Source organism: Stutzerimonas azotifigens (assembly GCF_013522725.1).
In the GTDB taxonomy this organism is placed as follows: Bacteria; Pseudomonadota; Gammaproteobacteria; order Pseudomonadales; family Pseudomonadaceae; genus Stutzerimonas; species Stutzerimonas azotifigens_A.
This window is the reverse complement of the sequence record NZ_JAAMRF010000004.1, coordinates 269,650-283,026: the sequence shown is the minus strand read 5'-3', so window position 1 is coordinate 283,026 and position 13,377 is coordinate 269,650. Positions and strand designations below refer to the sequence as shown.

The 13,377-nt window shown below is 61.7% G+C and carries 8 protein-coding genes; all 8 read left to right on the top strand.

The window, feature by feature from the left end; genetic code table 11:
• Positions 1-7 precede the first annotated feature (7 nt).
• The gene (gene pilG / locus G7026_RS09875) at positions 8-415 is read left to right on the top strand and encodes a twitching motility response regulator PilG (protein ID WP_181070600.1); all 408 of its coding nucleotides are present in this window, start codon (positions 8-10) and stop codon (positions 413-415) included.
• A 39-nt stretch (positions 416-454) separates the two neighbouring features.
• Positions 455-817: a twitching motility response regulator PilH gene (pilH, locus tag G7026_RS09870; protein WP_181070599.1), complete on the top strand. Its 363-nt coding sequence runs from the start codon at positions 455-457 to the stop codon at positions 815-817.
• A 45-nt stretch (positions 818-862) separates the two neighbouring features.
• Complete coding sequence (locus G7026_RS09865) at positions 863-1,399, top strand: chemotaxis protein CheW (protein WP_181070598.1); 537 nt, start codon at positions 863-865, stop codon at positions 1,397-1,399.
• 72 nt (positions 1,400-1,471) lie between these two features.
• Positions 1,472-3,520 carry a methyl-accepting chemotaxis protein gene (locus G7026_RS09860; RefSeq protein WP_181070597.1) on the top strand — a complete coding sequence of 683 codons (2,049 nt, stop codon included), beginning with the start codon at positions 1,472-1,474 and terminating at the stop codon, positions 3,518-3,520.
• Positions 3,521-3,579: 59 nt separating this feature from the next.
• Positions 3,580-4,443 (top strand): CheR family methyltransferase, encoded by an 864-nt coding sequence (locus tag G7026_RS09855; RefSeq protein WP_181070596.1) that lies wholly within the window; start codon positions 3,580-3,582, stop codon positions 4,441-4,443.
• A gap of 11 nt (positions 4,444-4,454) precedes the next feature.
• Entirely contained in the window at positions 4,455-11,834 is a 7,380-nt protein-coding gene (locus tag G7026_RS09850; RefSeq protein WP_181070779.1) for an Hpt domain-containing protein, read from the top strand.
• The gene (locus G7026_RS09845) at positions 11,827-12,882 is read left to right on the top strand and encodes a chemotaxis protein CheB (RefSeq protein WP_181070595.1); all 1,056 of its coding nucleotides are present in this window, start codon (positions 11,827-11,829) and stop codon (positions 12,880-12,882) included. The genes G7026_RS09850 and G7026_RS09845 overlap by 8 nt, the downstream gene beginning before the upstream one ends.
• A complete protein-coding gene (locus G7026_RS09840) occupies positions 12,879-13,355 on the top strand; it encodes a chemotaxis protein CheW (RefSeq protein WP_181070594.1) in 477 nt (158 codons plus the stop codon). The genes G7026_RS09845 and G7026_RS09840 overlap by 4 nt, the downstream gene beginning before the upstream one ends.
• Positions 13,356-13,377 lie beyond the last annotated feature (22 nt).

Sequence of the window (13,377 nt, the reverse complement as noted above, 5' to 3'; positions counted from 1 at the left end):
GGGCGAAATGGAACAGCACTCCGAGGGCTTGAAGGTCATGGTGATCGACGATTCGAAAACGATTCGTCGCACCGCGGAAACCCTGCTGAAAAAAGTAGGTTGTGATGTCATAACGGCAGTGGATGGCTTCGACGCGCTCGCAAAGATCGCCGACACTCATCCCGGCATCATTTTTGTCGATATCATGATGCCCAGGCTGGATGGTTATCAGACCTGTGCCCTGATCAAGAACAACAGTGCGTTTAAATCCACGCCCGTCATCATGCTGTCCTCCAAGGATGGTCTGTTCGACAAGGCGAAGGGACGTATCGTGGGTTCGGATCAGTATTTGACCAAACCGTTCAGTAAAGAAGAGTTGCTAAGCGCCATCAAGGCACATGTGCCTGATTTTGCCCCGGTGGAGCAAGCATCCTGAGTACGGCTTAAGCCGCTGACGCCTTCCTAGGGAGAAAAAATGGCTCGCGTTCTGATTGTTGATGATTCCCCGACCGAAATGTACAAGTTGACCGCCATGCTGGAAAAGCACGGTCATCAGGTCCTCAAGGCGGAAAATGGTGCTGACGGCGTCGCGATCGCTCGTCAGGAAAAACCCGACGTGGTTCTGATGGATATCGTCATGCCCGGGCTCAATGGTTTTCAAGCCACGCGCCAGCTGACGAAAGATTCTGAAACCAGTCACATTCCCGTGATCATCGTGACCACGAAGGATCAGGAAACCGATAAGGTCTGGGGCAAGCGCCAAGGTGCCAAGGATTACCTGACCAAGCCGGTGGACGAGGCGACGCTGCTGCAAACCCTCAAGTCCGTGCTGGGCTGATATCAGGGATCAGCTAACACTCGGACAAGGGAAACTGGGCCGTACATGTCGGACAAGCAAACGCCTTTCCAGCGTCTTCTGGGAATCGACAACCGTTGCCGCGCCCTCGCGGCCGGCCTGCCCTCGCAGCAGGAAGCCGTGCAAACCTGGGGAGGGATCGGTTTCCGTATGGGCGGCCGGTTGTTCGTGGCGCCGATGGGGGAGGTCGGCGAGGTCTTGCATGAGCCACGTTACACGCTGTTGCCAGGCGTTAAAACCTGGGTAAAGGGTGTGGCAAACGTTCGTGGCAGGCTGCTGCCCGTGATGGATCTGTGCGGCTACTTCGGTCTGGAATTGTCGCCGTTGCGCAAGCAGCGGCGAGTGTTGGTAGTGGATCATCAGGAAGTCTTTGCCGGTTTGACCGTTGACGAGGTGTACGGCATGCAGCACTTCCCGATCGACACTTTCTCGGAGCAGTTGCCTCCGGTGGAAGCGACGATTCAGCCCTTCATTCATGGTGTGTTCCAGCGTGAACAGCCCTGGCTGGTGTTCAGTCCTCATGCGTTGGCGTTGCACCAGGAATTCCTGGACGTCGCTTTTTGATTTAGGTGGGTCGGCGAAGTCGGCCTTTTGGTTTTGCTGGAAACGTAGGGTGGTCCAGGCGGGGGCCAGGTAATGACTAAATTTAATGCAAGTGCGCTTTTAGCTGGGATGCGTAGCAATACGCTGGTCGCGGGGCTGTTCATCGCTCTGATCACTTCCATCGTGTTGTTGTTCGCGAACTTCGCCTACGTCAACACTCAGACAAACTACGACAACGAATACATCAGTCACGCCGGCGAGCTGCGGGTTCTTTCCCAGCGCATCGCAACCAACGCCGTGGAAGCCGCTACCGGTACTCCCGAGGCTTTCGCCTCGCTGAAGGATGCGCGTAACGACTTCGAGCAGCGCTGGGCCTATCTGGTTCAAGGTGACGAAAGCATTGGTCTTCCCGCAGCCCCGGAATCGCTTCAGGCCGAAACTGCAGCGGTGCAACTGGACTGGGATACCTTGCGTCAGAACGCGGACGCGATTCTGGCCAGTGAGCAGACCGTACTCTCGCTGCACCAAGTAGCCACCACGCTGGCCGAAACCGTTCCGCAGCTGCAGGTCGAGTACGAGGAAGTGGTCGACATTCTGCTGGAGACCGGTGCGCCTGCCTCCCAGGTTTCCGTTGCCCAGCGTCAGTCGCTTCTTGCCGAACGTATCCTGGGCTCGGTAAACAAGGTGCTGGCCGGTGACCAGGCTTCGGTACAGGCCGCGGACATGTTCGGTCGTGACGCCAGTCTGTTCGGTCGAGTATTGACCGCGATGCTTGAAGGCAACGCCGCAATGGGCATCACCCGCGTCGCCGACGAAGAAGCTCTGGACCGTCTGCGCGAAATTTCCGATCTGTTCCAGTTCGTTTCCGGCTCGGTGGACGAGATTCTCGAAACGTCGCCCGAACTGTTCCAGGTGCGCGAGTCGGCAAATACCATTTTCGACGTTTCCCAGAGCCTGCTGGCTAAGGCGTCCGATCTCACCGTCAAGCTCGAAGCGCGTGCTGCTGGCCGTTACATCAATACCCTGGGTGGTTACGTGCTGGGCGCTCTGGCACTGGCCTCGATCATTCTGATCGGCCTGGTCATGGTTCAGGAGACCCGTCGCCGCCTAAGCGAAACCGCTGAAAAGAACGAGCGTAACCAGGCGGCCATTCTTCGTCTGCTCGACGAAATCGCCGACCTCGCGGACGGTGACCTGACGGTGACGGCGACAGTTACCGAGGACTTCACCGGTGCGATCGCGGACTCCATCAACTACTCCATTGACCAACTGCGCGACCTGGTAGAGACCATCAACCAGACCGCAGTACAGGTGGCGGGCGCTGCCCAGGAAACGCAGGCGACAGCCATGCACCTGGCCGAGGCCTCGGAGCACCAGGCCCAGGAAATTGCCGGGGCCTCTGCGGCGATCAACGAAATGGCGGTCTCCATTGACCAGGTATCGGCCAACGCCTCCGAATCGTCGGCGGTAGCGGAGCGGTCGGTAGCGATCGCGAACAAGGGTAATGAGGTGGTGCACAACACCATCACCGGCATGGATAACATCCGTGAGCAGATCCAGGACACCTCCAAGCGAATCAAGCGCCTCGGTGAGTCGTCCCAGGAGATCGGTGACATCGTAAGCCTGATTAACGACATTGCTGACCAGACCAACATCCTCGCACTTAACGCGGCGATTCAGGCATCGATGGCGGGTGACGCGGGCCGAGGCTTCGCGGTGGTAGCGGACGAAGTACAGCGCCTTGCAGAGCGTTCCTCTGCTGCGACCAAGCAGATCGAGGCGCTGGTCAAGACGATTCAGACCGATACCAACGAAGCGGTAATCTCGATGGAACAGACCACTTCCGAAGTGGTTCGCGGTGCCCGTCTGGCGCAAGACGCCGGGGTGGCACTGGAAGAGATCGAGAAAGTATCGAAGACCCTTGCAGCGCTGATCCAGAACATCTCCAACGCCGCCCGCCAGCAAGCATCCTCGGCCGGCCATATTTCCAACACCATGAACGTCATTCAGGAGATCACCTCGCAGACGTCGTCCGGTACCACTGCCACCGCACGGAGCATTGGTAACCTGGCGAAGATGGCGAGTGAGATGCGTCGTTCCGTCTCCGGCTTCACCTTGCCGGATGCGCCGGACAAGGCCTGACTTGACGAGCCCGGCGGCAGCATTAGCTGCCGCCGCAGAGCATGAGTGAGGGGCAGCGTATGCAGGCGGGCGGTGCCTGGACATTGAAGCCCTTGGCCGAGATGTCGTCGGCGGAATTCCAGAATTGGCAGGCCTTGCTCGAAGAGCGTACCGGTATGGTCCTCTCCGAGCAGCGCCGTGCGTTTCTGCAGACAAGCCTGACGGCGCGCATGCGGGAAATCGGTATGGCCGACTACGCCAGTTACTATCGGCAGGTCACCGAGGGTCCCCGCGGCGCGGTGGAGTGGGCGACTCTGATGGATCGTCTGACGGTTCAGGAAACTCGGTTCTTTCGCCACCCTCCCTCCTTCGATGTGCTCAGTGAATATCTTTCCGCGCGGTTGATGGGCGGGTTGTCGCAGCCGTTGGCCTTGTGGAGCGTGGGATGTTCGAGTGGCGAAGAGGCGTTTTCGCTGGCTATCTGCGCGGTCGAGGTGCTGAAGGGCTCTGTCCACGAAGGGCGCTTCGGCGTAACCGGAACGGACATCAGTCTGAGCGCATTGGCCAGGGCTCGCGAAGGCATATATGCCTCTGCGCGTCTGAGCCAACTGAGCGAGTCGTTGCAGGGCGCTTATTTCCAGCCGCTGGCTGCTGGACGTTTTCAAATACTTCCGAGTCTGGCATCGCGTGTGTGCTACGCCAGGCTCAACGTGTTGGATCTGGCCTCAGCGCCGATATCCGGCATGGACGTTATTTTCTGTCAGAACTTGCTGATCTATTTCCGTCGCTGGCGTCGTCGCGAAATCCTCAACCGCCTGGCCGAGCGCCTGGCACCGGGAGGACTGCTGGTAGTCGGTGTTGGAGAGGTGGTCGGTTGGCGGCATCCGGAGTTGATTCCGGTGGCCAATGACCAGGTTCTGGCCTTTACCCGGAAAAGTTTATGAGCGGAGTCGCTATGGGTGATCGGCACGATTATGTCGCCCTGGAGTGGGTGAAAGGCGAAATTGCCGAGACGCTGAGACAGGCGCGCCAAGCGCTGGAGGCGTTCGTCGAGAACCCGCAGGACTCGACGCGCATGCGTTTCTGCCTGACGTACGTGCATCAGGTGCATGGCACCCTCCAGATGGTCGAGTTCTACGGCGCGGCGATGCTTGCCGAAGAAATGGAACAACTCGCCCGTGCGCTGATGGAAGAGCGCGTCACCAACCAGGGCGAAGCGCTGGAAGTGATGATGCAGGCCATTCTGCAGATGCCGGTCTATCTGGATCGCATCCAGAGTGCGCGTCGTGACCTGCCGATGGTCGTACTGCCGCTGCTCAACGATCTGCGCGCCGCTCGGGGCGAGAAGCTGCTATCGGAAACCAGCCTGTTCTCGCCCGACCTGAGCGGCCAGGCGCCCGCTCTGCCAGCCGACTCCCTGGCCCCGCTACGTACCGCCGAGCTTCCGGTATTGCTTCGCAAGCTGCGGCAGATGCTGCAGATGGCCCTGGTCGGTGTTATCCGCAATCACGATTTGCCTACGAATCTCAATTACATGGCGCGTGTCTTCGCGCGTTTGGAGTCGTTGTGCAAGGAGGCTCCGCTCGGAGCGCTCTGGCAGATCGCCTCCGGCATGGTCGAAGGCCTGGCCAGCGGCAGCGTCAGCAACGGCACCTCAGTGCGCACGCTGTTGCGCCAGGTCGACAAGGAGCTCAAGCGACTGGTCGAGCAGGGCGCCGACGGTATCAACCAGCCCGCATCCGAAGAACTGACCAAGAACCTGCTGTTCTACGTGGCGAAAGCGGAAACCGACTCGCCTCGAATCCAGGCGCTCAAGCAGCGCTACAAGCTGGACGAGGCGCTGCCGGACACTGAAGTGGTCAACCAGGAGCGCGCTCAACTGGCCGGTCCGGACCGTGGTGCCATGCGCTCGGTGGTCGCGGCGCTCTGTGAGGAGCTGGTGCGGGTCAAGGATAGCCTCGACCTGTTCGTACGCAGCGATCGCAAGGCCCTTGGTGAGCTTGCTGGCTTGCTGGTTCCGCTCAAGCAAATTTCCGACACGCTCGCCGTGCTGGGTTTTGGTCAGCCGCGCAAAATCATTCTTGATCAGTACACCGTCATCCAGGCCCTGGCCAACGGACAGCGCGACCCCAATGACGCGATTCTGATGGATGTCGCGGGTGCTCTGTTGTATGTCGAGGCGACGCTGGCCGGCATGGTCGGCAGTCAAACCGAGGGCGGGCGCAGCGAAGAAAACCATCTGCCTACCACCGATGTGGCGCAGATCCATCAATTGGTTATCAAGGAAGCGCGTAATGGTCTCGAGCAGGCCAAAGACGCGATCATCGAGTTCATCGCCTCGCAGTGGAATCATGATCATCTTGCCCGGGTGCCCGAACTGCTGACCCAGGCTCGCGGTGGTCTGTCGATGATCCCGCTGCCTCGCGCCGCTGCACTGCTCGAAGCCTGCAACCGTTACATCCAGGAGCAACTGCTGGCCTGCAAAGCGATTCCGGACTGGCAGAGCCTCGACACGCTCGCTGACGCGATTACCGGCGTGGAGTACTACCTCGAACGTCTGAGCGAAGACCATGCAACCCAGGGCGACGCGATTCTCGACGTTGCCGAAGAGAGCCTGGAAACGCTGGGTTATCCGCTGACCGAGAAGCCCTCGATTCTTGATCGCGAGGACCCTGCCGTCCCCGTCTATGGCGCGTTGGCCGATCCGCTCGACGAGATGGAAGTGCTGCCTGCCGAGCCCGTAGAGGTAGAGCAACCAGTCGTTCAAGCGCCCGCGTTCGAGTCTGAGTTTGAGACCTTGGTCGACTCGCCGGTCGATGCCATCGAGCCTGTCGAGGAAGTGCCTTCACTCGAAGCGGAGCTGCCGGTCGAAGAGCTCGAGGAAATCGAATTCGCACCGCTGATGCTTGACGAGGCCGAGCTCGAAGCATTCGCTGTTCCACTGAGCGATATCGATCTTGAGCCTGCGTTTGCCGAGGAGCCTGAGCTTTCGGCGTCCATGAGTGCGGCCGAGATGGCCGAATTGGATTTGCCTGAGATCTCCCTGCCTGAGGCACGCCCCGAGCCCGAGGTTGCACCGGCCAAGCCTGTGATTTCGATGGCCGATGTCATGGCCTCGCCCGTGCAGGCGATCAATCCGCCTGCGCAGGACGTGCCGCCGAGCCTGTTGCCACCATCGGCCGACGAAGAGCCGGTCGACGAAGAGTTGCTCGAAGTGTTCGTCGAAGAAGTAGGCGAAGTGCTTGAGACTATTGCCGAGTTTCTGCCGCGCTGGGCAGCCGATACCGGCGACAAGGAGGCGTTAACTGAAGTACGGCGCGCCTTCCACACGCTCAAGGGCAGCGGCCGTATGGTCCGTGCGCTGATCATCGGCGAGTTGGGCTGGGCGGTGGAAAATCTGCTCAACCGCGTCCTGGATCGCAGCATTGAGGCGAGCGACTCGGTGAAGGCGCTGATTGGTCAGGTGGTCGACCTGATGCCAGAGCTGGTCGAGGAGTTTGCCGCCAAGGCGCAGCGTCAGCGCGACGATGTCGATCGGCTTGCCGCCAACGCGCATGCGCTGGCCAAGGGCGAGTCCGTTCCCGTGCAGAGTGCTGCCGCCAGTGCTCCGATCGAGGCGGCGCCAGCCGTTGCTGCGCCAGTCGATGCCGTGCTGCCCGTTACGGCTGCTTCTCCCGCTGTGGAAGAGCTCGATCCGCAACTGCTGGAGATCTTCCGCAACGAAGCCGAGACCCATCTCGATACCTTGGTTGGCTTTCTCGCCGACTGCGCCCAGCATCTGCCGCAACCGGTGACCGACTCGCTGCAGCGCGCGCTGCATACCCTCAAGGGCAGTGCGCATATGGCAGGCATCCTGCCGATCGCCGAAATCGCCACGCCACTGGAAAAGCTGGTCAAGGAATTCAAGACCAACTTGATCCAGATGGATCTGGCTGAAGCCGAGCTCATGCACGGCGCCGAGCAGTTGTTCCGCGCGGGGTTGGACAAGCTCGAGACCGATCCGCTGGCGCCCATTGAAGGTGCGCCGGAATTCCTGGCGCGGGTGCAGGCGCTGCATCAGGAGCGCCTGGCCGAAAGCAATGCGCGGCATGACAGCGAGCAAGGGGAGACGCGTGATCCGCGAATGATCTCGCTGTTCCTGTCCGAGGGCATGAACATCCTGCTCGATGCCGAGGACTTGCTGCGCAGCTGGCGCGAGCATCCGGCCGAGCGCCAGGAGCTGACAGCGCTTCTGGAGGAGTTGACCACTCTTGGGCTGGGCGCCCAGATGGCTGAACTGCCACAGATCGATTCCCTGTGTCAGGCGCTGTTGAGCCTTTATGCCGTCGCGCAGGAAGGTCGTCTGGCGGTCAGTGAGCGGTTCTTCGATGACGTAGAGGAGGGTCACGAAGCCCTCGTTGCGATGATGGATCAGGTTGCCGCTGGTCTGCAGGTCAGCGCGCATCCTGAACTGGTCGCCAAGCTCGAAGCCTTGCTGGGCGAGGCGCTGGACCCTGCGTCGTTGCTCTTGGGTGAGCCGCAACCCTCGGTTCCAGAGGATTTGGGGCCGGTTGACCAAGTGTCGGATCTATCCCCAACCTTCGAAGCCGAAGCCGAAGCCGAAGCCGAAGCCGAAGCCGAAGCCGAAGCCGAAGCCGAGACTTGGCCGAACCCGGAGCCGGTCGAAGCGCCGCAAATGGAACCCGCGCGCTGGCAAGAGCCGGGCGTTGTGGTATGTGAAGACCTCGACGAAGAGATGGTCGAGATCTTCCTGGACGAAGCCGTGGACCTACTCGACAGCGCCGGCCAGGCGCTTGAGCGTTGGCTCGCCGAGCCGTCCAGTCAGCTTGCGCTCTCGGCTTTGCAGCGGGACCTCCACACCCTCAAGGGCGGTGCGCGGATGGCGGAGATCGGCCCGGTCGGCGATCTGGCCCATGAGCTGGAATTCCTCTACGAAGGCTTGGTCGATCGCCGTTACACCTATTCGCCGGAGCTTGCTGCGCTGCTGCAGCAGAGCCACGACATGCTCGCGACGCAGCTCGAGCAGCTGCAGGCCGCACGTCCGATGAACGATCCGGCGCGCCTGATCGACGCGATCAACGCTTATCGCCAAGGCATCGCCCCAACTTTTGAGTCGGCGGTTTCGTCTCTGGATGAAGTCGGATACGAAACCGCCGAGCCTGCCCAATCTGAGTCCGAAGAAGAAGGCACTGCCGGGCTGGAAGTCGGCGACATCGACGAAGCTGACTGGCCGCCGGTTGCTGAAGTGGCCGAGATCGAGGATGCCTCGGCGCCGATCATCGAGCAGCCAGGATTCGATGATGAGCCGTTCGAGGTCGAGCTGCAGCCTGTCGAGGTGCCAGCCGAGCCGGAGACCGATACCCAGGCGCTCGATGAAGTCGTGCAGTGGCCCGAGGTGGTCGAAGAGCCGTCTGTCGTCGTGGTCGAAGACCTGGCTTTGCCCGAAGGCGCTTCTACGGACGAGCCGGCTGAGGTTCCGCAGGCTAGCGAGCCTATGGTCGAGTCTGTCGAAGAGGCGCCGACGGCGAATTGGGATGATCGTGACCCGGAGCTGGTGGAAATCTTCCTCGAAGAAGGTTTCGACATCATGGACAGTGCCAACGCCTCGTTGCAGCGCTGGATGGACGACGTCAACAACAGCCTCGAAATCGAAGCTCTGCAACGCGATCTGCACACCCTCAAAGGTGGCGCGCGCATGGCCGAAATTCGCGAAATCGGCGATCTGGCCCACGAGCTAGAATTCCTTTACGAGGGGCTGTGCCAGGGGCGTTTGCGCCCCAGCACCGAGCTCTTCGGCTTGCTTCAGGGGTGCCATGATCGGCTCTCGGCAATGCTCGATTGCGTACGGTCCCGCCGTGCGTTACCCGATGGCAGTGCCCTGATCGAGCGCATTCGCCATTTTCGAGCCAATCCCAGCGAGCAACTCAGCGTACCCAACGCGGTAGAGCTCAAGGCTGTGGACGACGAAGTGCCAGACGATACCGAGGCGGATATCCTCGATATTTTCGTTGAAGAAGCCGGTGACCTGCTCGAAGACATGGAAGCGGCCATTGGCCGTTGGGACGCCGCCCGCGAGGACGCCACTGCGCTGGTGGACATGATGCGCGTGCTGCATACGCTCAAGGGCGGTGCCCGACTGGCTGGGCAGAAGCGCCTGGGTGATATCGCCCATGGTCTCGAGCAGCACTTGAGCGAGGCGCAGCAGGTGGGTGCGCCCTGGCCTGAAAGCCTGTTCATGGATGTCCAGAGCGACTATGAGAGGCTGCTCAAGGAAGTCGAACTGTTGCGCGAGCGTCTCGGTAGCGAAGCGCTGGTGACGGGCACTCAGCCTGCAGCCGTCGCTGTGCCCTCGCCGGCACCGGTTGCGCTGGACAAACCGATCGTCGCGGTGAGCTCTCAGGCTCAGACGGTGGTTGCTCCAGCGAAGGTGCTGCCTTTCGTGCGCAAGGCTCAGGAAGCGGCGCAGGATGCAGCGGCAAGACGTGCGCCACAGGAGCTGGTGAAAGTCCCTGCCGATCTGCTCGAAGGCCTGGTCAACCTGGCTGGCGAAACCTCGATTTTTCGTGGTCGTGTCGAGCAGCAGGTGAGCGACGTCGGCTTCACCCTCGGTGAAATGGAAGCGACCATCGAGCGGGTGCGCGACCAGCTGCGCCGTCTTGATACCGAAACCCAGGCGCAGATCCTCAGCCGCTACCAGGCCGAGGCCGAGCGTGTCGGCTACGAAGATTTCGACCCGCTGGAAATGGACCGCCATTCCCAGCTGCAGCAGCTCTCGCGCGCCTTGTTCGAGTCGGCGTCCGACCTGCTGGATTTGAAGGAAACCCTGGCAGCTCGTAACCGCGACGCCGAAACCCTGCTGCTGCAGCAGGCGCGGGTGAATACTGAATTACAGGAAGGCCTCATGCGTACCCGCATGGTGCCGTTCGACCGCCTGATCCCGCGACTGCGCCGTATCGTCCGCCAGGTTGCGGGTGAACTGGGCAAGCAGGTCGAGTTCGTCGTCGGCAACGCCGAAGGTGAAATGGACCGTACCGTTCTCGAGCGTATCGTCGCGCCTCTTGAGCACATGCTGCGTAACGCGGTCGACCATGGTATCGAACCCCAGGACAAGCGTGTCGCCGCCGGCAAGCCGGTGCAGGGCACCATTCGGCTGGAGCTTGGCCGTGAAGGCGGTGACATCGTTCTTTCGCTGTCCGACGATGGCGGTGGCATCAACCTGCAGGCGGTACGTCGCAAGGCGATCGAGCGGGGCATGATGACAGCCGATGCCGGGCTCACCGATCACGAGGTGCTGCAGTTCATTCTCGAGGCCGGTTTCTCCACGGCCGAGCGGGTCACGCAAATCTCCGGCCGCGGTGTTGGCATGGACGTGGTGCACTCCGAGGTCAAGCAGCTCGGCGGCTCCATGAGCATCGAGTCGACGCTCGGCGAGGGCACACGCTTCCTGATCCGCCTGCCGTTCACCGTTTCGGTCAACCGCGCGTTGATGGTTTATTCGGGCGAGGATCTCTATGCGATCCCGCTGAACACCATCGAAGGTATCGTGCGGGTGTCGCCTTACGAGCTGGAAGCCTATTACCAGCCCAACGCGCCTCGCTTCGAGTACGCCGGTCAGGCCTACGAGCTGCGTTACCTGGGCGATCTGCTCAACAACGGGCAGCATCCGAAACTCGTAGGCCAGAGCCTGCCGCTGCCGGTTATCCTGGTCCGTTCCAGCGAACATGCGGTTGCGGTCCAGGTCGACAGCCTCGCCGGCTCTCGCGAAATCGTGGTGAAGAGCCTCGGTCCGCAGTTCGCCGGTGTCCACGGGATTTCCGGGGCTACCATCCTGGGTGACGGCCGCGTCGTGGTGATTCTCGATCTGCTGGCGACCATCCGGGCATTGCACGTCCAGTTGCTCAGCCTGCAGCCGCGTCAGCTCAACCAGCTGCCGGCGGCGGCCGCGGAAGTCGAGGCTGATCGCCCGACACTGGTCATGGTGGTGGACGATTCGGTCACCGTACGCAAGGTCACCAGTCGTCTGCTCGAGCGAAACGGGATGAACGTGCTGACCGCCAAGGACGGGGTCGATGCCATCACCCAGCTGCAGGAGCGCAAGCCTGACATCATGCTGCTGGACATCGAGATGCCACGCATGGACGGCTTCGAGGTTGCCAGCCTGGTGCGTCACGATGAGCGCCTGCAGGACCTGCCGATCATCATGATCACCTCGCGTACCGGTGAGAAACACCGCGAGCGGGCGATGTCCATCGGTGTTAACGAATACCTCGGCAAGCCTTACCAGGAGTCCCTGCTGCTCGAAACCATACAGCGCCTGGTCCAGGTTCATGAGTGAGACGGGCTCGGCACGGATCGCCGTGCTGGCGGACACCTCGCTGCAGCGCCATGTGCTGCAGCAGGCCCTGAGTGCTAGCGGCTATCGGGTCGTGCTCAATACCGACCCGGCCCGTCTGGAAGTGGCGGACCTCGAGGGCGTCGGCACTGACCTGTGGCTCGTCGATCTGGCACAGTCGGAAGATTGCCCGCTGGTCGACGCGCTGCTGGAGTGGTCCAGCGCGCCCGTCCTGTTTGGCGAAGGGCATGCGCCGGAGCGTCTTTCAGAGAATTATCCGCGTTGGGAGCGGCGCCTGTTCGGCAAACTCAAGCGGCTGGTCGGTGATCCCTCGACTGCGGTGGGACCTCGTCTGGAAGCTCTGCTCGAAGAGGCGCAGCGTCCGGGACAGCTCGCACTGCCGCGTACGTTGGCCGAAACAACTGCGCTTTCCTCGGGCGAGCCGGCGAGGCAGGTCTGGTTGCTCGCCGCCTCGATGGGCGGGCCGGAGGCAGTCAAGGCGTTTCTCGATGCCCTGCCAGGCGGCTTACCGGTAGGCTTCGTCTATGCGCAGCACATCGAGGCAAGCTTCGAAGCCAGTCTGCCCCAGGCGGTTGGGCGTCACAGCCAGTGGTACGTTACCCAGGCGCGTCAGGGCGACGCGATCCGTTGTGGTGAGGTGGTGGTCGCGCCGATTCAGCACGAGCTCGGCTTTGCCGCCGGAAGCGTCATGCAGATTGCCAATCGCGGCTGGCCAGAGCCCTACAGCCCATCGATCGACCAGATGATGCTCAACCTAGCCCAGCATTTCGCCAGTCGCTGCGGCGTCATCGCCTTCAGCGGCATGGGCAGCGATGGCAGCGCCGCGGCCGCCTATGTCCGGCGCCAAGGCGGCAAGATCTGGACTCAGCGCGCCGATTCGTGCGTTTGCTCGAGCATGCCCGACAGCTTGCGCGAAGGCGGCTACAGCTTGCTTAGCGGCGACCCGCGTGAGTTGGCCCAGGCACTGGTCGATCATCTGGCCGAGCAGCTCGCAGACTCTCTTTCCACTACCCCCCAGGACATCCCATGAGCCAATCCGTCGTTGCCGCCCAGGAAGGTCAGGGCAGCCTTACCGGCCTGCTGGTGCCGCTGACCGATCGCACCTTGCTGCTGCCCAACGTAGCGGTGGCCGAACTGATTTCCTACCGCGCTCCACAGGTTTCCCAAGGGATGCCCGCGTGGCTGTTGGGGCAGGTCGCCTGGCGCGATCTGAGCCTGCCGCTGCTGTCGTTCGAGGCCGCCTCCGGAGGCGAGCCGCAGTTCGGCCAGAGCGCGCGCGTGGCGATCCTCAACGCGCTGGGCGGACGGGAGAAGGTCAAGTTCATCGCATTGCTGGTGCAGGGCATTCCTCGTTCGGTCAAGGTCGACGCCAGCCTGGCGCGCGCCGAGGCCGAACTTGCACCGCTCGAACTCGATGCGGTGAACCTGGGCGACATAGTCGCCCGGATTCCCGACCTCGTCGGCCTCGAGCAGAAGCTCGCCGATGCGGGTCTGATCAAGTAAGTCGTCCGCGCCACTGCCAGTT